The sequence below is a fragment of the Paenibacillus sp. YPG26 genome (assembly GCF_023704175.1).
Classification (GTDB): Bacteria; Bacillota; Bacilli; order Paenibacillales; family Paenibacillaceae; genus Fontibacillus.
On record NZ_CP084530.1, the window covers coordinates 2,944,728 to 2,965,000 of the forward strand.

Annotated in this window: 14 protein-coding genes, 18 tRNA genes and 2 rRNA genes (1 of these 34 only partly in view); 5 read left to right on the forward strand and 29 right to left on the reverse strand. The window is 48.2% G+C overall.

Translation table 11 applies throughout. The features are described 5' to 3' along the window. Window positions 1–154 precede the first annotated feature (154 nt). From LDO05_RS13885 to LDO05_RS13915, 7 genes are all read right to left on the reverse strand, one after another. On the reverse strand, window positions 155–568 hold the full coding sequence (locus tag LDO05_RS13885) for a hypothetical protein (RefSeq protein ID WP_251375989.1): 414 nt from the start codon (window positions 566–568) through the stop codon (window positions 155–157). Window positions 569–757: 189 nt separating this feature from the next. Further along, window positions 758–2,155, reverse strand: coding sequence for a Fe-S cluster assembly protein SufB (gene sufB / locus LDO05_RS13890; RefSeq protein WP_251375990.1), 1,398 nt, complete (start codon window positions 2,153–2,155; stop codon window positions 758–760). A gap of 34 nt (window positions 2,156–2,189) precedes the next feature. Next, a complete protein-coding gene (gene sufU, locus LDO05_RS13895) occupies window positions 2,190–2,615 on the reverse strand; it encodes a Fe-S cluster assembly sulfur transfer protein SufU (RefSeq protein ID WP_251375991.1) in 426 nt (141 codons plus the stop codon). Then, window positions 2,612–3,826, reverse strand: coding sequence for a cysteine desulfurase (locus LDO05_RS13900; protein ID WP_251375992.1), 1,215 nt, complete (start codon window positions 3,824–3,826; stop codon window positions 2,612–2,614). Before LDO05_RS13900 ends, sufU begins: the two co-directional genes overlap by 4 nt. Further along, window positions 3,823–5,121, reverse strand: a complete 1,299-nt coding sequence (sufD, locus tag LDO05_RS13905) for a Fe-S cluster assembly protein SufD (RefSeq protein WP_251375993.1) — start codon at window positions 5,119–5,121, stop codon at window positions 3,823–3,825. Before sufD ends, LDO05_RS13900 begins: the two co-directional genes overlap by 4 nt. Before the next feature lie 19 nt (window positions 5,122–5,140). Beyond that, a complete protein-coding gene (gene sufC / locus LDO05_RS13910) occupies window positions 5,141–5,923 on the reverse strand; it encodes a Fe-S cluster assembly ATPase SufC (RefSeq protein ID WP_251375994.1) in 783 nt (260 codons plus the stop codon). Between the two features lie 459 nt (window positions 5,924–6,382). Further along, window positions 6,383–6,856, reverse strand: a complete 474-nt coding sequence (locus LDO05_RS13915) for a Dps family protein (RefSeq protein ID WP_251375995.1) — start codon at window positions 6,854–6,856, stop codon at window positions 6,383–6,385. A 300-nt stretch (window positions 6,857–7,156) separates the two neighbouring features. Between LDO05_RS13915 and mtnK the strand changes: the two genes are divergently transcribed. The 3 genes from mtnK to LDO05_RS13930 all read left to right on the forward strand — a co-directional run bounded on the left by mtnK (window position 7,157) and on the right by LDO05_RS13930 (window position 10,122). Beyond that, window positions 7,157–8,380, forward strand: coding sequence for an S-methyl-5-thioribose kinase (gene mtnK / locus LDO05_RS13920; protein ID WP_251375996.1), 1,224 nt, complete (start codon window positions 7,157–7,159; stop codon window positions 8,378–8,380). Continuing rightward, window positions 8,377–9,474 (forward strand): S-methyl-5-thioribose-1-phosphate isomerase, encoded by a 1,098-nt coding sequence (gene mtnA, locus LDO05_RS13925; RefSeq protein ID WP_251375997.1) that lies wholly within the window; start codon window positions 8,377–8,379, stop codon window positions 9,472–9,474. Before mtnK ends, mtnA begins: the two co-directional genes overlap by 4 nt. 99 nt (window positions 9,475–9,573) lie before the next feature. Next, on the forward strand, window positions 9,574–10,122 hold the full coding sequence (locus LDO05_RS13930) for a hypothetical protein (RefSeq protein WP_251375998.1): 549 nt from the start codon (window positions 9,574–9,576) through the stop codon (window positions 10,120–10,122). A gap of 69 nt (window positions 10,123–10,191) precedes the next feature. Here the strand turns inward: LDO05_RS13930 and LDO05_RS13935 are convergent, their stop codons facing one another. Continuing rightward, window positions 10,192–10,566 carry a DUF423 domain-containing protein gene (locus tag LDO05_RS13935; protein WP_251375999.1) on the reverse strand — a complete coding sequence of 125 codons (375 nt, stop codon included), beginning with the start codon at window positions 10,564–10,566 and terminating at the stop codon, window positions 10,192–10,194. Window positions 10,567–10,746: 180 nt separating this feature from the next. Here LDO05_RS13935 and LDO05_RS13940 point away from each other — a divergent pair, with 180 nt between their 5' ends. Both LDO05_RS13940 and LDO05_RS13945 read left to right on the forward strand, forming a co-directional pair. Beyond that, window positions 10,747–11,133, forward strand: a complete 387-nt coding sequence (locus LDO05_RS13940; RefSeq protein WP_251376000.1) for a hypothetical protein — start codon at window positions 10,747–10,749, stop codon at window positions 11,131–11,133. A 35-nt stretch (window positions 11,134–11,168) separates the two neighbouring features. Then, a complete protein-coding gene (locus tag LDO05_RS13945) occupies window positions 11,169–12,026 on the forward strand; it encodes a DegV family protein (protein WP_251376001.1) in 858 nt (285 codons plus the stop codon). Between the two features lie 59 nt (window positions 12,027–12,085). On the opposite strand, the gene LDO05_RS13950 is transcribed toward LDO05_RS13945, so the two are convergent. From LDO05_RS13950 to LDO05_RS14050, 21 genes are all read right to left on the reverse strand, one after another. Beyond that, on the reverse strand, window positions 12,086–15,595 hold the full coding sequence (locus tag LDO05_RS13950) for a PAS domain S-box protein (RefSeq protein WP_251376002.1): 3,510 nt from the start codon (window positions 15,593–15,595) through the stop codon (window positions 12,086–12,088). A gap of 263 nt (window positions 15,596–15,858) precedes the next feature. Then, window positions 15,859–15,929, reverse strand: a tRNA-Gly gene (locus tag LDO05_RS13955). An 8-nt stretch (window positions 15,930–15,937) separates the two neighbouring features. Beyond that, window positions 15,938–16,014 (reverse strand) — tRNA-Pro (locus tag LDO05_RS13960). 36 nt (window positions 16,015–16,050) lie between these two features. Beyond that, window positions 16,051–16,124, reverse strand: a tRNA-Pro gene (locus LDO05_RS13965). Window positions 16,125–16,136: 12 nt separating this feature from the next. Continuing rightward, a tRNA-Gly gene (locus LDO05_RS13970) sits at window positions 16,137–16,211 on the reverse strand. A 3-nt stretch (window positions 16,212–16,214) separates the two neighbouring features. After that, a tRNA-Leu gene (locus tag LDO05_RS13975) sits at window positions 16,215–16,298 on the reverse strand. Window positions 16,299–16,333: 35 nt separating this feature from the next. Beyond that, window positions 16,334–16,409, reverse strand: a tRNA-Lys gene (locus LDO05_RS13980). A gap of 75 nt (window positions 16,410–16,484) precedes the next feature. Continuing rightward, a tRNA-Gln gene (locus tag LDO05_RS13985) sits at window positions 16,485–16,559 on the reverse strand. Between the two features lie 28 nt (window positions 16,560–16,587). Beyond that, window positions 16,588–16,663: transfer RNA gene (locus tag LDO05_RS13990), tRNA-His, on the reverse strand. Between the two features lie 22 nt (window positions 16,664–16,685). Then, window positions 16,686–16,770: transfer RNA gene (locus LDO05_RS13995), tRNA-Tyr, on the reverse strand. A gap of 4 nt (window positions 16,771–16,774) precedes the next feature. Then, window positions 16,775–16,850, reverse strand: a tRNA-Thr gene (locus LDO05_RS14000). 26 nt (window positions 16,851–16,876) lie between these two features. Beyond that, a tRNA-Asp gene (locus LDO05_RS14005) sits at window positions 16,877–16,953 on the reverse strand. 37 nt (window positions 16,954–16,990) lie between these two features. Continuing rightward, a tRNA-Met gene (locus tag LDO05_RS14010) sits at window positions 16,991–17,064 on the reverse strand. Window positions 17,065–17,078: 14 nt separating this feature from the next. Continuing rightward, window positions 17,079–17,154: transfer RNA gene (locus tag LDO05_RS14015), tRNA-Val, on the reverse strand. Between the two features lie 158 nt (window positions 17,155–17,312). Further along, a tRNA-Glu gene (locus tag LDO05_RS14020) sits at window positions 17,313–17,387 on the reverse strand. A 21-nt stretch (window positions 17,388–17,408) separates the two neighbouring features. Beyond that, window positions 17,409–17,500: transfer RNA gene (locus LDO05_RS14025), tRNA-Ser, on the reverse strand. Window positions 17,501–17,556: 56 nt separating this feature from the next. Further along, a tRNA-Asn gene (locus tag LDO05_RS14030) sits at window positions 17,557–17,629 on the reverse strand. Between the two features lie 3 nt (window positions 17,630–17,632). Continuing rightward, window positions 17,633–17,708, reverse strand: a tRNA-Ala gene (locus tag LDO05_RS14035). Window positions 17,709–17,730: 22 nt separating this feature from the next. Then, window positions 17,731–17,807: transfer RNA gene (locus tag LDO05_RS14040), tRNA-Ile, on the reverse strand. A 48-nt stretch (window positions 17,808–17,855) separates the two neighbouring features. Beyond that, window positions 17,856–17,972, reverse strand: a 5S ribosomal RNA gene (gene rrf, locus LDO05_RS14045). A 99-nt stretch (window positions 17,973–18,071) separates the two neighbouring features. After that, a 23S ribosomal RNA gene (locus LDO05_RS14050) occupies window positions 18,072–20,273 on the reverse strand (it continues 727 nt past the right edge of the window).

The following is a 20,273-nucleotide window of genomic DNA, read 5'->3' on the forward strand; positions in this document are numbered from 1 at the left end:
AGAACAGTCTAATAGTATGCCTTAATCAAAAAAACAACAAATTACTTTTCATAGATGTTCCATAACCATATTCAAGAGATCCTGACGACTTCATGTCGTCCCATCTTTCGCTCTTAGATTTCATTGTTATAACCTTCCTGTCTAAGAAGAGTAGTTAAAGTGGTATATATAACACCTCTCCAGACTGGAGCCTAAGGTTGAGCCCCCTGAAAATTTCCTCTTCTACAGCTTCCCTTTGTGTAACTTCTGTTGGATCTAGAGTAATCTCTCCTTCTACTAACAGGCTTTCATGTGACCCTATAGTTAAATTGACTGTATTATCTTGTGGTCTTCTTACTTTTCTGCTCATCTTATTAGTCAGTACTGGTTCAACCTGAGTAATATGCATCTCTTTCCTTCCCTTATTTTCAAGTGATACTGAATAGCCTAAATGCTCGATGTATTGCTGATCTTTTGAAGTAATTACCTTGGTAGTTACACTGTTACTTATTATTCCTTCTTGTTCCCTTGAAGAGCAGGCTGTCAACAATAAAAAAACAATTAAATAAATTATCTTCATCCTCCGCATAGACAACCTCCAGTCAAAACATTATTAATTTTATACCATATATTTCATTAAATATAAATCATAACCTTTACCTATACTTAGTGGAAAAGAAAAACCCGTGTCCCACAGGCTTAGTCACGCAAGCGTGAAAGTCTGTGGGACACGGGTTATAGTTAGGCACAGAAAAGGCAAATCCTTATATAATAAGGCTTAACCAATACTGCCTTCCATCTCGAATTTTATGAGACGATTCATTTCCACCGCATATTCCATCGGTAGTTCTTTGGTGAATGGCTCAATGAAGCCCATGACGATCATCTGAGTCGCTTCAGCTTCAGTCAGACCGCGGCTCATCAGGTAGAAGAGCTGCTCTTCGGATACCTTCGATACGGTGGCTTCATGCTCAAGCACAATGTTATCGTTCATGATTTCGTTATAAGGAATTGTATCTGAAGTCGATTCGTTATCCAGGATCAGTGTATCACACTTGATATTGGATTTGGCGCCCTCAGCTTGGCGTCCGAAGGAAGCCAGACCACGGTAAGTTACTTTACCACCGTGCTTACTGATGGACTTCGAGACAATGGTAGATGTCGTGTCAGGAGCAAGGTGAATCATTTTGGCACCCGCATCCTGATGCTGATTTTTACCTGCTACAGCAATTGAGAGCACGCTGCCTTTAGCGCCGCGGCCTTTAAGAACTACTGCAGGGTATTTCATAGTCAGCTTGGAACCAATGTTACCGTCAACCCATTCCATGGTCGCATTCTCTTCAGCTACCGCACGTTTTGTAACCAAGTTATAAATGTTAGGTGCCCAGTTCTGAATCGTAGTGTAGCGAACGCGTGCATTCTTCTTACAGATGATCTCTACAACTGCGCTATGCAGCGAGTTCGTGCTGTAAATTGGAGCTGTACAGCCTTCTACATAGTGTACGAAGCTGTCCTCATCTGCAATGATCAAGGTACGCTCGAACTGGCCCATGTTCTCGGAATTGATACGGAAGTAAGCCTGAAGCGGAACTTCACATTTCACGCCTTTAGGAACATAGATGAAGCTTCCTCCAGACCAGACCGCACTGTTCAGAGCAGCGAACTTGTTGTCAGCTGGCGGGATAACGGTTCCGAAATATTCACGGAAGATCTCCGGGTGCTCGCGAAGTGCTGTATCGGTATCCGTGAAGATTACACCTTGGTCTTCAAGATCCTTCTGCATGCTGTGGTAGACTACCTCAGACTCATATTGAGCGGATACGCCCGCAAGGAACTTCTGTTCAGCTTCAGGAATACCCAGCTTGTCGAAGGTTTCTTTGATCTCGGAAGGAACTTCCTCCCAAGTCTTTCCTTGCTTCTCCGAAGGGCGAACATAATACTGGATATCGTTGAAATCAAGATCATCCAAATCTCCGCCCCAACGCGGCATAGGCATTTTCTCGAACTGTTTCAAGGATTTCAGACGGAAGTCCAGCATCCATTCCGGCTCGTTCTTGATACGGGAAATCTCAGTGACGATTTCAGGGGTCAGTCCTTTACCAGACTGAAATACCGCCTTATGCTCGTCACGGAAGCCATATTTGTACTCTTCCAAATCCGGGGCTTTTTTGGCCATTGTAATTACCTCCTATAGGTTTGTGAGCTATATCTTAAACGTTGTGGTCGATACCTTTACGCAGAGCGTTCCAGGCGAGTGTGGCACATTTGATACGGGCCGGGAATTTATTCACACCGGACAAGGCTTCCAAATCCTCATAATCATCAAAAGACACGTCTTCACCCTTCATCAGGGAAGAGAACCTGTCTGCGATATCCATAGCCTCATCAAGCTTCTTCCCCTTAACGGCTTCCGTCATCATAGAGGCTGAAGACATGCTGATTGAACAGCCTTCACCCGTGAACCGGGCATCCTCTACAACATTGCCCGCAAGCTTAAGCTGCAGGGAGATCCGGTCTCCGCAGGTGGGATTGTTGAGATCCACAGTAACTGTATTCTCATCGAACTGCCCACGGTTACGCGGATTCTTGTAATGGTCCATGATGACACGCCGGTAGAGATCATCAAGTTGGCTCATGCGAAATACTCCTTTGTCTGAACCAGAGCGGATGCCAGCCGGTCTATATCTTGTTCTGTGTTGTACAAGTACAGACTGGCTCTGGCCGTAGAGCTCACATTCAACCAGCGCATCAGCGGCTGGCAGCAGTGATGGCCTGCACGAACAGCCACACCGAACGAGTCCAGTACCGTGGCAACGTCATGAGGGTGCACATCCAGCAAGTTGAAAGTAACTACACCAATATGCCGCTCATTAGGTCCATAGATATTGATTCCATCGATCTCGGAAAGACGGTCCATAGCATAACCAGCCAGTGTTCTCTCGTGGCGTTCAATTTCATCCATGCCGATCTCCTGAAGGAAATCGATAGCCGCTCCAAGACCTACCGCTCCAGCTATAATTGGAGTACCGCCTTCAAATCTGGCGGGCACATCCTTCCATGTGGACTCATACAGTCCAACATCGTCAATCATTTCACCGCCGAATTCAATCGGACTCATCGAGTCCAGCAGCGCCTTCTTGCCATATAGAGCACCGATACCGGTAGGTCCGCACATTTTGTGCCCGGATAGGGTGTAAAAGTCACAGTCTAGTTCCTGAACATCTACTTTCAAATGAGGCGTGCTCTGCGCGCCGTCCACCACAATTACTGCGCCGTGACGATGTGCAATGTCGGCAATTTGCTTAATCGGATGCACAACACCCATTACATTGGAGACATAAGCAATCGCCACAATTTTGGTCGCAGATGTAATCGTTGCCTCGGCAGCTTCCACGGTAACCGTCCCATCCTGCTCAAGCGGGATGAATTTGAGTGTAGCTCCTGTCCGCAGCGCAAGCTGCTGCCAGGGGATGAAGTTACTGTGATGCTCCATTTGGGTTATTACAATTTCGTCCCCTTCTTTTAGGACAGAAGATCCGTAGGATGAAGCCACCAGATTCAGCGCGGTGGTCGTTCCACGTGTGAACACAATCTCTTCTGCCCGTTTCGCCCCAATGAATTTGGCAACCTTCTCACGGGCACCTTCATAAGCATCGGTAGCGCGGCTTCCCAGCGTGTGTACACCGCGGTGAACATTCGAGTTATCCCATTCATAGTAATGCTTAATCGCATCAATCACAGCCCGCGGCTTCTGTGAAGTAGCCGCACTGTCCAAATATACAAGCGGATGGCCGTTGATCTCTTGGTTCAGGATTGGGAACTGTTCCTTGATCCACTGGCTGTTCATTGTCCGAGCTTCCTCTCAACCAAGCTTTGCAGTTGGTTCTGCAGCTGCTCCAATGGAATGTCAGAGACAACCGGAGCAAGGAACCCATATATAATCAATCGCTCAGCCTGAGCTTTGGAAATACCGCGGGACATCAGATAATAGATTTGTTCTGCGTTCACTTGTCCGACGGAAGCAGCATGACCGGCAGTTACATCGTCCTCATCAATAAGCAGAATGGGGTTAGCGTCCCCGCGCGCTTTAGGGCTGAGCATCAATACTTTCTCGGTCTGCTCCCCGTTCGCTTTGGTCGCACCCTTTTCAATTTTGGTAATTCCGTTAATGATGGCCGTGGCTTCCTCACGCATAACCGCACGGGTAATCATCTGGCTGTCGGAGCTTTTACCGAAATGAACCGCTTTGGTGGTCAGATTCAGCTTCTGCGAGCCCGAACCTACGGCAATGACTTTAGCATCAGAAGTTGAGCCATTTCCTTTGAGCACACTGAGTGTCTCGCTCATGGCGTCCCCGGCGTTCATTTCACCGATAATCCACTCGATGCTTCCGTCGTTCTCCACCACCGCGCGGCGGTAAGTCAGATCCGTAATTTGTCCAGCCAGGTGATGGACAGAAGCGAATTGTACTTTAGCCCCCGGCTTCACGAACACTTCCGCTGCGCCGTTATGAACAATCGCTTCGTTCAGATCACCAGAAATGTAATTGTCCACGTAAGTCACGCGGCTGTTACTGTCCGCCACAATCAGAACGTGAGGGGTGAAGGATGAGCTTGCGTCATCAATCAAGAATACGGCTTGAAGTGGAACCTCAACCTCTACATTCTTAGGCACATACAAGAACACGCCGCCGTTCCATAGAGCCGCATGCAGAGCGGTCAGTTGATTCTCCTCAGCCGGGATGGCTGTGAACAAATACTGTTTGACCAGATCTCCATGCTCACGTACAGCAGTCTCCAGGTCTGTGAAAATAACCCCTTGAGCTGTCAGCTCAGGTGAGAGCTTAGTGAATACCACGCCTGAATTGCGCTGTACAATCAAATTGCTGTGCTCATTAATTTCAACAAGGCTGGACAAGCTCTCAGGCAGCTCTTCAGACGTCTGAGCGCCTTGACGAAGCTTGCCGTAGTTATCCAGTGTCCAACGATCCAATCTTGTCTTCTCCAGTTTAGGCAGTTCAAGTCCAGCTGCCAGCTCCAAAGCTTTTGAACGGATTTCGGTTACCCATGCAGGCTCACCGCTCGACTTTGAGAATGCCGCCAAGGCTTCGTGATTCACCGGAAGAATGGTTTGTGTAGTCATTTCTTCTCCTCCTTCCTGCTTACGCCTCTTGACCAACAGTCTCGTCTTCAATACCCAGCTCTTCTTTAACCCAATCGTAGCCTTCCTTCTCCAGGCGCTCTGCAAGCTCAGGTCCGCCGGATTTCACAATGCGTCCCTGCATCATCACGTGTACGTAATCAGGAGTGATGTAGTTAAGGAGACGTTGATAGTGGGTAATAATCAAGAAACCACGCTCTTCACTGCGCATTGTATTTACACCATTAGCTACGATACGAAGTGCGTCGATGTCCAGACCGGAGTCGATCTCATCCAGAACAACCAGCTTCGGATCAAGCAGCAGCATTTGCAGAATCTCGTTCCGCTTCTTCTCTCCGCCGGAGAAGCCTTCGTTCAGATAACGGTGTGCAAATTCAGGATTCATTTCAAGCTCCTTCATTTTGCCTTCCATTTGACGGATAAACTTGATAAGGGAGACTTCGTTGCCTTCTCCGCGGCGCGCATTGATGGCACTGCGCAGGAAGTCAGAGTTAGTCACACCCGCAATCTCACTTGGATACTGCATAGCCAGGAACAATCCGGCACGTGCGCGCTCATCCACTTCCATTTCAAGTACATCCTCACCGTTCAAAGTTACTTTACCGTCCGTAACCTCATATTTAGGATGTCCCATCAAGGCAGAAGCCAACGTACTTTTACCAGTACCGTTCGGACCCATAATGGCGTGGATTTCACCACCTTTTATGTCAAGGTTGATCCCCTTCAGGATTTCCTTACCCTCGATTGTTGCCTTCAAGCCTTCAATAGTAAATTGTGTAGCCATGTTTAGATGCTCCCTCCATTTGATCGATAACATAACAGTGTGTTCCACGTATATATTCATCGGGACGTCTCCCTCACTGCCTGCAATTATACCATAATGAGTATCTAATTAGAATTATTCTAAATGATTCTCATTGATTCTCATTTCATTTTACCCTACTTCAAAAGGTTTATCAATCGGACCCGGCTTCCCTACTTCGCCCAAAAGTGCTCTTTTCCCCCGCCAGCCAACAGTCTTCACGTTAAATCGATACCTAAAAAAGGAACAGGCCTGACTGTATTCAGTCAAGCCTGACAAATTCCGCTCGGCAATCGCATGCTCGCTCTTGCCTTATATTCACACTTCCCATTTGTAATAAATGGTCTTAACGGTGCAAAGCTCAAAGACTCATCCATGTTCTGAAGTAGGCTCTAGGCTGCAGTTATGGAGAGGAGCCTGCGCTTTCCACCTCGTCTGTTCTTAGCCCAGATAAGAACGAAGCATCCACATATGCTTCTCCAGCTCTCCCTTGAACCCGGTCAGAAGGTCGCTTGTAGCCTCGTCTTCAGCCTGATCCGCCAGTTCAATACCTTCCGTGAAGGATTCAGACAATGTGGCAAAGTCCTCGATCAGATTCTGCACCATGGCATTCGGATCTTCTTTCCCGGTCGCTTCCTGAATGGTAGCAAGGTCAAGATATTCCTTCAGTGTAGCCGCAGGGCTGCCTTTAATCGCGAGCAAACGCTCAGCAATCTCATCCATTTTCAGAGCAACTTCATTATACAGCTCTTCGAATTTGACATGCAGCGTGAAGAAATTGTTCCCTTTTACATACCAGTGGTAATTATGAATCTTCACATACAACACATTTAAGTTAGCTATCTGCTGATTAAGGACTTGTTCCAATCCTGATGTTTTAGTTTTGCTGTTGGATTTTGCATCGGCTTTTGCCATGTTCATTCCCTCACTTTTCATTTCAGAATTAGATTGTATGATCATTCCGCCGGGTCAATCCCGTGAATGATAGTTATCTTGTCCAGAACGTTACCGCTCCATGACTACATTTTACCCTTTCCCGTTCAGTGCGAAACAACCCGTATTTTCTCAAAAAAAGATACAAAAAGGATTACTTTTCCGATATACTAACTTAAAGAAATTTGTTCCATATCTATCGAATGAACTAAAGGCTGCGTAATTAGTTAGTTCATTCCATAATCATCGATGAATAAATGTGTCTGCGGAGGTGTAACACTGATGTCCGAATATCATCCCCTGTCTCTTGAAGAGGCAGTCGCTTTAGCTAGAACTATTCCCGGCCATTTCCGTCAGGATGCAGATCTGTCTGTAGAGGAAATTGGTGACGGCAATTTAAACCTGGTGTTCCGTGTTACTGATGCTTCTGAAGGAAAAGGACTTATAATCAAACAAGCTCTTCCTTATGCCAAAGTCGTCGGCGAATCCTGGCCTCTTAGCCTGGATCGTGCACGAATTGAGCGTGAAGCGCTGGAGATCCAGCATGCGTATGTTCCGGACCTGGTCCCGGCTATTTACGCCTATGACAATGATCTGGCGATTACGGTCATGGAAGATTTAAGTGATCATACGATTATGCGCAAAGGATTAATTGAAGGACAGGAATACCCTCAATTTGCCAGACATATCGGTCGATTTATGGCCTCGACGCTGTTCTATACTTCGGATTTGGGAATGAACCAGCAAGCTAAGAAGGAGCAGCTGGGCCGGTTCATCAATCCGGATCTGTGCAAGATTACAGAAGACCTTATCTTCGAAGATCCTTACCGCGATTCTCCTAATAATAACTTCAGCGAAGACATTCGCCCAAATGCCGAAGCACTTTGGCACGATGATGAACTGCGGCTTGAGATCGCTCTGCTTCGGGAGAAGTTTCTGACTCATGCGGAGGCTCTGCTTCACGGAGATCTGCATACAGGCAGTATATTTGCTACCCGGGAATCTACGAAAGTCATCGATCCCGAATTCGCATATTATGGACCGATGGGCTTTGATATCGGGGCCGTCATTGCCAATCTGCTGCTGAATTTCGCTGCCCAGCCTGGCTGGAGCGGAAGCGTGGAAGAAGTTAATGCCCGCCGGCATCGTCTGCTAATCATGATTGAAGGAGTATGGCAGCATTTCGAGACTCACTTCCGTGACCTTTGGAATCGTGATCTTGTTGATGTAACGGCTAGGACACCTGGCTATCAGGATATGTATGTCCAGAAGGTTCTTCGGGATGCCATCGGATTTGCAGGGGCCAAGATGATACGCCGTATTGTCGGTCTCTCCCATGTAGCTGATATTGATACGATTGCAAATGAAGAGATCCGGCATCAAGCCAAAGTAACTGCGCTGGGGATCGGCACCGCACTCGTTAAGCGCGGCCGGTTCGCTGGCTCAATTGATGAAATTACAGGTATCGCGAGACGAGCGGCCAAAGAAGAAGAGGTAACGGTATGAGCTCAAATAAGGAAATAAACAGTTCTCTGCTTCAAAGCTCAGAGAATAACGGTCCTCTTGTGAGCCTTCGGTGGGAGGAAGACCGGCTCTTCCTGCTTGATCAGCGTCTGCTCCCCGAGCAGATTGAGTTCCTGGAGCTCACCACACCTGAAGAGATATGGGACGCTATCGCTTCCATGAAGGTTAGAGGGGCCCCGGCAATCGGGATATCCGCTGCCTATGGAGTGGTCCTTGCAGCCAAAGCCTATACCGGAGAATCTTCCGGCTGGCTCCCGCACGTCACCCAGGCTGCCGAATATTTGGCAACATCCAGACCCACGGCAGTGAACCTATTCTGGGCCTTGAATAGAATGAAGGATAGAGCCGCGCGCCTTGCCGAGGAGCAACCAGAGCTGGAGACCCGTAATTTAGGGTTGACCGCCGAGGCTATACTCATTCATCAGGAGGATGAAGAAGTATGCCGCCTGATCGGAGAGCATGCCCTTCCTTTATTTGAGAGTGGAATGGGTGTGCTTACGCACTGCAATGCCGGCGGTCTTGCCACAGCTAAATATGGCACTGCTCTAGCTCCCTTCTATCTGGCCAAAGAACGCGGCATCCCCCTCAAGGTATTTGCCGATGAGACACGCCCTGTACTTCAGGGAGCCAGACTAACTGCCTTTGAACTTCAGCAGGCAGGCATTGATGTAACCTTATTAACCGATAACATGGCCGCTGTGGTTATGTCCAAAGGCTGGATTCAGGCGGTGATTGTGGGTACGGACCGGGTTGCAGCCAATGGAGACGTTGCGAACAAGATTGGAACGTATGGGGTAGCTGTTCTGGCGAAAGCCCATGGAATCCCATTCTATGTAGCTTCACCCTTATCGACGATAGACTTGTCTACTGCTACGGGTGAGGATATTCCGATTGAAGAGCGTCCGGAGAGTGAAATTACGGAGAGCTTCGGCAAGCGCACGGCTCCGGTCGGTGTAAAGGTGTTCAATCCGGCGTTTGACGTGACACCACATGAGTATGTTACAGCGATCATTACGGAGAAGGGGATTGTCCGTCCTCCTTTCAATAAAAATCTTCCTGCACTCTTTAATAAATAACGGATTGCATGAAATTGGTAGAATGCAGTGCAGTCAAGGACTATGCTCCTTCATAATTTAATGGTATGATTTAAGAAAAAGCAGGATATGAAGGGGCCTATGACCAACACAAAACATGACGAGCAACTTGCCTACTTGTTTAATGTCGATATTTTAATTAAAGATAAATCCAATGCTATGGCTCTCCAGGCTTTACTCCAGCTGCTTAATTCCGGCGATCTTGTAGACTACCGGATTAAGTCAGGCGTAGAACTGGGAGAAATCATTGAAGCTACGTTAAGCGCCAAGAGACAGGCCATGATTGCCAAGGCTTTCCGTCATCAGGCAGATGAGCAGGCTGCCAAGGCACAAGTCAAAGAAGAGCCTAACGTTCAGCCAGCCAAGCCTTCAGAAGCGGGTTCCGGAACAGCAGCCAACAGTTCTATTGGGAACATGAGCGATGAGGCCATCCAATCCTGGATTCAAAGCTACGTGTCCAACAATAAGCTGGTCCGGCTCTCGGTCGAACGGAACCGGGAGCGGATCGCCATTCCGTGCCGCATCTTGAACTATGCTCCTGATACCCGAACCATGAATGTCTATCATGTGGATGAGAAGCAGGTGTATAACTTCAGGCTCAGTGAGATTATTGATTTCGTGGATGCCTGAGATCAGTAACGAGACTGCTTCACAACAAATAAGGCGTTTTTCGGTATTCCGCCGAAAAACGCCTTTTGTTCATTTTTTCTTCGAGAAAGCTTCCAGGGCCAGCAGCAGCCAACCCGCAATAAAGGCGACTCCCCCGAAAGGGGTAATAGCACCCAAATACTTGAGACCGCTGATACTTAATACATACAAGCTGCCTGAGAACAATACGATTCCAATTATCATAAGACGTGCAGCCCATACCAGCCTGGCTGACACTCCCCAACTGCCTGCCGCAAGAGCAATAAGGATAATCCCTATAGCATGAATCATATGATAATGAACACCTGTCTCATAGGTAGAGGTATGAACCCCCAGCACCTTCTCAAGGGCATGAGCGCCAAAAGCTCCAACCGCAACTCCTAACAACAGCAGAAGTGCTCCGATTCCAACATACTTGCGATGCATGACTTATTCAGCTCCTCTATACCTTAATTCATACTCATTCTGCTGTTAATCTTATCGCATTATAAGCTCATTTTGCTACAAAAACCTAGGCCATTCACAAAGTCTTCTTGATTTTTTCTTGAAATTATGAAAAATTAATACGAGATTATGTTGTAAGTCATCTAAAAAGGAGATAAGTTAATGGAATCCAATGCAAACCATCTGAATCCCCCACTTGATCCAAATACCAAGCATTCCGGGCCTGGAATTGCCTCATTTGTAGTTAGCCTTCTAGCGCTGATTGCATATATTGCTGCAGTTGCGATCGTTCTGGATACGTCCAGAGGTCTGATTATCAGTGGAGTTCCCGTTACTAACGAGATAATTATGAATCATGCTGGATTTATGGTGGCCGGATTAATTGTATTGGCTGCAATTATTCTCACCCTTACGGGTTCCGTTCTGGGTATAATAGGGTTAGCCCTTAAGAACCGCAAGAAGCTGTTTGCCATTCTTGGAGTTATCATTTGCGCCATACCTCCTATTTTCATGCTAATCCTATTCTTTGTTCGCACGAGCCAACTGTAAGTATAGACTGCCTTATAGTCAGAAAGGTGAATACTATGGGAAAAATAAAGATTTTTACCGACAGCACTGCAGATCTTCCCTCCGATCTGGTAGCCAAATATAACATTGGAGTTATTCCATTGTATGTTGTATTCAATAGTGAGACATTCAGGGACGGAATTGATCTAACACCGCCCGGCTTATACTCCAAAGTTACTCAGACTGGGAAGCTGCCTAAGACAGCCGCACCGTCCCCTGCCGACTTCATCTCTGCCTTTTCACCTTATGTCGATGCAGGTGACCAGATCATTTACATAAGCCTTTCTTCTGAACTCTCTTCTACGTATCAGAATGCGGTTATCGCCTCAGGAGAGTTCCCGGATGGAAGTATCCATGTCTTCGATTCATTGAATCTATCCAACGGAATTGGAATCCAGGTTCTTAAAGCCGCAAGAGCTGCTGAAGCAGGACAATCTGCCGAGCAGATCCTATCTTTGCTTGAGTCCATCAGGCCCAATGTGGATACCGAATTCGTAATCGACTCATTAGAGTACTTGTACAAAGGCGGCCGATGCTCAGGCATGCAGAATCTGGTTGGCAGCCTCCTAAAGATCCGTCCAGTAATCAAGGTTCAGCAGGGAAAAATGACACCAGCCTATAAAGTCCGCGGAAGCCGCGACAAGGCGCTTGATCAAATGGTTACGAATGCTCTGTCCAATATGGACAGCATGGACAAGGATACGCTCTTTGTCGTGCACACTATGGCAGAACAAGATGCTATCGCCATGAGTCAATTAATCAAAGAACGAACTGGCGTTCATGAGGTGCTGCTTAGCGATGCAGGATGTGTAATTTGCAGTCACTGCGGCCCTAAGACCATTGGAATCATCTATTTAAACAAGACTCAAGCATAATAGAACAAGCTCCCTACAAGGCACCAACTGCCTTATAGGGAGCTTATTATTTTTACAGGCTACTTCCGTCTTTCGGCAAGCACACTGCCCCATTCTATCAACTTTGCTTTAATGTCCTGAAGCTTGAATGGCTTTCTAAGATAGTCTTCCATTCCGCTGTCCAGACCAAGCTGTACATCCTCATGGTTAACCTGTGCAGCCAATGCGATAATAACAGGCCTCTCGCCCTCAGGAACCACCTGGCGGATAATCTTGGCGGCCTTAGCTCCATCCATAACCGGCATCTTGATATCCATAAATATCAAGTCATATGGATTGCGGCTTACTGCCTCAACCACCTCAACACCGTTATGGGCAACATCTGCTTTGATCCCCAGACGCCCAAGCATCTGGACAAAGATTTGACCATTTACAGGATGATCTTCAGCAATCAGCACTTTCAGATCCTTGTACTGGATCCAGTTCATAGACCCGGGATCCTCAATGTGGGTGCTGAGCTCTCTCAAATCTCCCTCACATGCTTTCTTCTGCAAAGTTAATTCCTCATCATGACTAATCAGAGTGAAGCGAAATGTGGAACCGATCCCTTCCTGGCTTTCCGCTGAAATAGAACCGCCCATAAGCTCAACCATTCTTTTGCAAATGGCCAGTCCGAGTCCGGTTCCCCCATATTTGCGGTTAATGACCGGGTGCAGCTGGGAGAAGGTCAGGAACAATTGGTCAAGCTTGTCTTCCGCAATGCCTATTCCCGTGTCCGTTACCCTAAATTCAAGCACCATGGAAGAAGAACCCGTGACAGAGACCGGATGAACAGAGATGGTTATGCGGCCTGTCTCTGTGAATTTCAGGGCATTGCTGACAAGATTAATCAGGATCTGCCTTAAGCGGGCGGAATCACTTCGAATTCTTGCAGGAATTTCGGGATCAATCCAAGAAGTAAGGCTGATATTCTTCTCCATTGCCGCTGGGGTGAATAGATCAATTACGCTGGATACGGAGGCAGATAGATCGAACCAGCCGTAATCCAGTACCATTTTCCCAGCTTCAACTTTGCTGAAATCCAGAACATCATTAAGAATCTTTAGAAGCGCTCGTCCGCTCTCGGAGATGATATCAGCATACTCCCGCTGCTCTTCCTGAAGCTGTGTCTCCAGCAGCAGATCCGTCATTCCAATAATGCCGTTCAATGGAGTCCGGATTTCGTGACTCATCATGGCCAGAAATTCCGACTTGGCTCTCGTTGCCCGTTCTGCCGATTCCTTCGCTCTAATGATCTCCCGTTCATTCGTCACATCGTTGAACACCACCACCACACCCACAATCTGATCACGGTCATACAACGGGGCCGCACGGTAATTCACAAGGAAGCTTGAACCGTCTTTCCTCCAGAACACCTCTTCATGAACCGAACGGGCTCTTCCGTCCCTGAACGTCTGATGAATCAGACACTCATCAACAGGATAAGGACTTCCGTCACTTCGGGAATGATGGATTAAATGATGGTTATCGGTGCCTATGAACTCGGCTATATTGTAACCCAGCATTCTGGAAGCAGCCGGATTGATGAATATGGTTTTTCCCTCTTCATCAAGTCCATATATCCCTTCAGATACCGAATTCAGAATCAAGGAATGCTGATAACTCAGCTTCTCAATCTGTTCGGTATACCGCTTACGCTCCGTAATATCCGTAGCAATTCCGTAGACTCCCACGATGTTCTGATCCACAATAATGGGAACATTCGTCACATTAAGCTCTACAGGGGTACCATTCTTATGAATAATGGTTGTTTCGTAAGACTGAGGTTCCCCTTTCATGGATAGTTCAAAATAACGAACCGTCTTGTTTATTTCAGCACTGCTAATAATTTGTTTGAAATTCATACCCAGCAGTTCTTCCTTACTGTAGCCCGACAAGGCTTCCAGGTTGGAATTCAGCGTTACATAGTTCCCGTGCAGATCAAAGGAATATACAGCAGAGGGACTATACTCGAAGAGTGACTTATAGCGCTGCTGACTCTCCTGAAGGCGTCGCTCATTATTTTTCCGCTCAGTAATATCACGGGATACGGCCACGATTTCAAGTATTTCCCCAGTCCGATCATCAAACGTATACCGGCCTGTGCTTTCAAACCAGATGTATTCTCCGTCCTTGCGCCTAATGCGATAAGTAACCGTATATTCTGACGAATATTGCAGCTGTACCGACAAGTAATCTTGGACAATCTTTATATCATCAGGGTGGAAATAATCAAAAGCACTGGTTCCGACAAGCTCTCCAGGTTCGTAACCAAGCAAGGTAATACTAGCAGGAGAAGCATACGAGTAGGTATTCCCTGCATCCGCTTTATGCTTGGATATTAAATCAAGCGAATTCTCGGAGATGATTCTGTACTGCTTCTCGCTCTCCCGAAGTCTATTCTCCATCTGGTTGCGTTCTGTAATGTCCTGTACGATGCCGAACAGCCTTTTGACCCGGCCTTTTTTATCGAACTCTATATCTGTCTGGCTGAATAGAACTTTATTCTTCTCTGTATCTCCGCATCCAAGCACCCTGAATTCTAATTCAAAGGATTGTGCGCCCTGGGAAGAAGCAGCCTCTAAGGCTTCGGTAATCAGCAATTTGTCATCAGGATGAATAACCTTCAGCCATTCATCGAACGGAGAAGAGAACTGCCCGAAATCTTGACCGTAGATCCTCTTGAACTCTTGAGAGCATGTGAACCGTTCTTGATCCACATCCCATTCCCAGGAGCCAATATGAGCAATCCCTTGAGCACGGGCCAGACTCTGTTCACTTCGCCGTAAATGCTCTTCAGCCATCATCCGAGGTGTAATATTACGGGTAATGATGAGTAGCTTGTCTGCTTGAGTACTGGAACCCTGCACTTTCTGTATACTGGCTTCAACCCACACCTCATGTCCATCGGCATGACGGAGTTTTCCCGTAAGTATACCTGAAGAGGCAATCAGATCCTTATTCTCCCATGTCCCTTCACCTGCGAACAGCTCCTTAAGCTGCGTCCCGACAAGCTCCTCAGGTGTGTAGCCCACAATCTCATAAATAGCCGGAGAGATGGACAGGCAATTCCCTTCCATAGTAGCAAAAGCAATGACATCCTTGGCATCATTCGTAATCACTTGATACAACTTCTCGGATTCCATTAGACGCCGCTGCATTTCTTTTGTTAAAGTGACATCTTTAAATATAGAATGTACACCTACAATGTCTTCTCCAGCCTTGATCGGCACGTAGGTAATATCCAAATCAAGAACCTGGCCATCCATCCGGGTGAAATTCAATTCAAAGCTGCTTGTCTTCCCTTGAAGTGCCTCGTTCAAGTAATAACTTCTCAAGGCTTCGTCTTCCTTGGTGAACAGATCATGTGCAGGTGTACGGTTAAATTGCTCCAGTGTGTATCCAGTCACTCTTCGAGCAGCTGGATTCGCCTTAATATACTGACCATTCACATCCATTACACAAATGGCATCGGGATGATTCTCATATAGGGACTCATAAGTGCTCCCTTCCGCAATTAGCTGCTTCAACAGCTCGTTCTTATGACTCATCAAGGCCGACTTCCTTTCTATGCATGGATAAAGCGAAATCTTCATGAAATGAAGTAAAGAGATTAGCGAGGGTTGGATTAACTGTGTATATCTTAATGATGAAGCAACCTCGGCCTTCATCTTATTGGATTAACAAATTAGTTTAATTCTAACCTATATCTTAGGATACTTACTAGCAACCTCCACTGAGAATTCCAGGAATTAGTCTGTATAACGAAAAAGGATGTTATGATTGAATCATCATAACATCCTTGCTCACTCAAAGCGGGTGATGGGAATCGAACCCACGCTATTAGCTTGGAAGGCTAAAGTTCTACCATTGAACTACACCCGCAAAATTTATGGTCGGGACGACACGATTTGAACATGCGACCCCCTGGTCCCAAACCAGGTGCTCTACCAAGCTGAGCTACGTCCCGTAATACCAATACTCTACACCAATTACAAAATCACAATCGGGACGACACGATTTGAACATGCGACCCCCTGGTCCCAAACCAGGTGCTCTACCAAGCTGAGCTACGTCCCGTGATTAAAAAAATGGAGCGGACGACGGGAATCGAACCCGCGACCCTCGCCTTGGCAAGGCGATGCTCTACCGCTGAGCCACGTCCGCAAATGGTGCGCGTGGAGGGACTTGAACCCCCACGTCAAAGACGCTAGATCCTAAGTCTAGTGCGTCTGCCAATTCCGCCACACGCGCACAAGTAACACTGTTCACCCTGATATCAAGGTAAATGGTGAGCCATGAAGGACTCGAACCTTCGACACCCTGATTAAAAGTCAGGTGCTCTACCAACTGAGCTAATGGCTCAAAATGTTTACCGGGGTCCCCGAAAAGTATTAGGAATCTCCATCAAAGCTTTCGCTTCACCTTTTGGGGTAATAATGGCTGGGGATATAGGATTCGAACCTATGGGTGACGGAGTCAAAGTCCGTTGCCTTACCGCTTGGCTAATCCCCAACGTAAGTAGCAGTAATAAGAAAGTAAATGGGGCGATCGAGGGGACTTGAACCCCCGAGTGCCGGAGCCACAGACCGGTGCGTTAACCACTTCGCCACGACCGCCATATTACATTCTAAGAAAAACTGGTGGAGGCTGATGGATTCGAACCACCGAACTCGTAGAGAGCAGATTTACAGTCTGCCGTGTTTAGCCACTTCACTAAGCCTCCAAAATGGTGCCGGCGAGAGGACTTGAACCCCCAACCTACTGATTACAAGTCAGTTGCTCTACCAGTTGAGCTACACCGGCAAGGTGTAAAAAAATCAATAAGACAATGGCGGAGCCGACGGGATTCGAACCCGCGGTCTCCTGCGTGACAGGCAGGCATGTTAGGCCTCTACACCACGGCTCCACACTTTGATGAATCCCATATTATTCATTGGGATTAATTGCGGGGGCAGGATTTGAACCTGCGGCCTTCGGGTTATGAGCCCGACGAGCTACCGGGCTGCTCCACCCCGCGTCAGTAGTACAATATGGTGGAGGCTGAGGGGATCGAACCCCCGACCCTCTGCTTGTAAGGCAGATGCTCTCCCAGCTGAGCTAAGCCTCCATAAATATAAGATGAAGTGATTGAAGCTGTTTAATGAAAGTGGTGACCCGTAGGGGATACTCGTTCTTCAAACGAGACTGCGATGTATTCCTACCGAAGCCTATGCTTCGACGAACCCTGATGGGTTCTCATCCCCACTTGAAGCTGTTTAATGAAAGTGGTGACCCGTAGGGGATTCGAACCCCTGTTACCTCCGTGAAAGGGAGGTGTCTTAACCCCTTGACCAACGGGCCTTGCTCAAAAATGTATACACATGGCGGAGAAAGAGGGATTCGAACCCTCGAGACGCTTGTGACGCCTACACGATTTCCAATCGTGCTCCTTCGGCCAGCTCGGACACTTCTCCATATAAGGTTGTTGTTTTTGAAAGTGCTGATTAACTCAGCACTTTCAAAAACGGTACTCCCCGAACAGGACTCGAACCTGTGACAACTCGATTAACAGTCGAGTGCTCTACCAACTGAGCTATCAGGGAATATGGTGGAGCCAAGCGGGATCGAACCGCTGACCTCCTGCTTGCAAGGCAGGCGCTCTCCCAGCTGAGCTATGGCCCCATGATGATATGATGTAACAAGATGGTGGGCCTTAGTGGACTCGAACCACCGACCTCACCCTTATCAGGGGTGCGCTCTAACCAGCTGAGCTAAAGGCCCTTATATGTAGCCGTCTTACTCCGGCACAAAAACCCCGATTGGGGTATCGCTTGGCGGCGTCCTACTCTCCCAGGACCCTGCGGTCCAAGTACCATTGGCGCTGGAGGGCTTAACGGTCGTGTTCGGGATGGGTACGCGTGGAACCCCTCCGCCATCGCCACCAAACGGAATTCTCTTCAGGCTTGATCACCTGAAAACTAGATACGAAACGAATTGTGCGTGTTAGATTGTATTGCTTCCGAAGTTACCCTTCGTGAAGCTGTGTTGGATAAGCCCTCGACCGATTAGTACTGGTCAGCTCCATGCATTGCTGCACTTCCACCCCCAGCCTATCTACCTCGTCGTCTTCAAGGGGTCTTACTAATTGGGAAATCTCATCTTGAGGGGGGCTTCACGCTTAGATGCTTTCAGCGCTTATCCCTTCCGCACGTAGCTACCCAGCTGTGCTCCTGGCGGAACAACTGGTGCACCAGCGGTGCGTCCATCCCGGTCCTCTCGTACTAAGGACAGCTCCTCTCAAATTTCCTACGCCCACGACAGATAGGGACCGAACTGTCTCACGACGTTCTGAACCCAGCTCGCGTACCGCTTTAATGGGCGAACAGCCCAACCCTTGGGACCTACTTCAGCCCCAGGATGCGATGAGCCGACATCGAGGTGCCAAACCTCCCCGTCGATGTGGACTCTTGGGGGAGATAAGCCTGTTATCCCCAGGGTAGCTTTTATCCGTTGAGCGATGGCCCTTCCATGCGGTACCACCGGATCACTAAGCCCGACTTTCGTCCCTGCTCGACTTGTCAGTCTCGCAGTCAAGCTCCCTTATGCCTTTGCACTCTTCGAATGATTTCCAACCATTCTGAGGGAACCTTGGGGCGCCTCCGTTACTCTTTAGGAGGCGACCGCCCCAGTCAAACTGCCCACCTGACACTGTCCCCATACCGGATTACGGTACCAGGTTAGAACTCCGATACGATCAGGGTGGTATCCCAACGTTGCCTCCACCGAAGCTGGCGCTCCGGCTTCCTAGGCTCCCACCTATCCTGTACAAATCGTACCCAAGTCCAATATCAAGCTGCAGTAAAGCTCCATGGGGTCTTTCCGTCTTGTCGCGGGTAACCTGCATCTTCACAGGTATTAAAATTTCACCGGATCTCTCGTTGAGACAGCGCCCAAGTCGTTACGCCATTCGTGCGGGTCAGAATTTACCTGACAAGGAATTTCGCTACCTTAGGACCGTTATAGTTACGGCCGCCGTTTACTGGGGCTTCGGTTCATAGCTTCGGGTTACCCCTAACCACTCCCCTTAACCTTCCAGCACCGGGCAGGCGTCAGCCCGTATACTTCGCCTTACGGCTTCGCACAGACCTGTGTTTTTGCTAAACAGTCGCTTGGGCCTTTTCACTGCGGCCCCCTCGTGCTATTCACACTACCGGGGCACCCCTTCTCCCGAAGTTACGGGGTCATTTTGCCGAGTTCCTTAACGAGAGTTCTTCCGCGCGCCTTAGAATTCTCTTCTCGCCTACCTGTGTCGGTTTGCGGTACGGGCACCTTCTCCTGACTAGAGGCTTTTCTTGGCAGTGTGAGATCATGACCTTCGCTACTGTAATTTTCGCTCCCCATCACAGCCCAGCCTTACGGTGTGCGGATTTGCCTACACACCAGCCTCACTGCTTGGACGGACATCCATCAGTCCGCGTCACTACCCTGCTGCGTCACCCCATCGCTCATAACGGATTACGGTGGTACAGGAATCTGGGCCTGTTGTCCTTCGACTACGCCTTTCGGCCTCGCCTTAGGTCCCGACTTACCCTGAGCGGACGAACCTTCCTCAGGAACCCTTAGGCTTTCGGCGGATCAGATTCTCACTGATCTTTTCGTTACTCATACCGGCATTCTCACTTGTATGCTGTCCAGCGCTCCTTACGGTACACCTTCAACCTACATACAACGCTCCCCTACCCCTGATACAATGTATCAAGCCATAGCTTCGGTGGTGTGTTTAGCCCCGTTACATTTTCGGCGCAGAGTCACTCGACCAGTGAGCTATTACGCACTCTTTAAATGGTGGCTGCTTCTAAGCCAACATCCTGGTTGTCTGTGCAACTCCACATCCTTTCCCACTTAACACACACTTGGGGACCTTAGCTGATGGTCTGGGCTGTTTCCCTTTTGACAATGGATCTTAGCACTCACTGTCTGACTCCCGGACAGAAGTTGATGGCATTCGGAGTTTGACTGAGCTTGGTAACCCTTGGCGGGCCCCGCACCCAATCAGTGCTCTACCTCCATAACTCTATATTCCGAGGCTAGCCCTAAAGCTATTTCGGGGAGAACCAGCTATCTCCGAGTTCGATTGGAATTTCTCCGCTACCCCCACCTCATCCCCGCATTTTTCAACATACGTGGGTTCGGGCCTCCAGTGCGTGTTACCGCACCTTCACCCTGGACAGGGGTAGATCACACGGT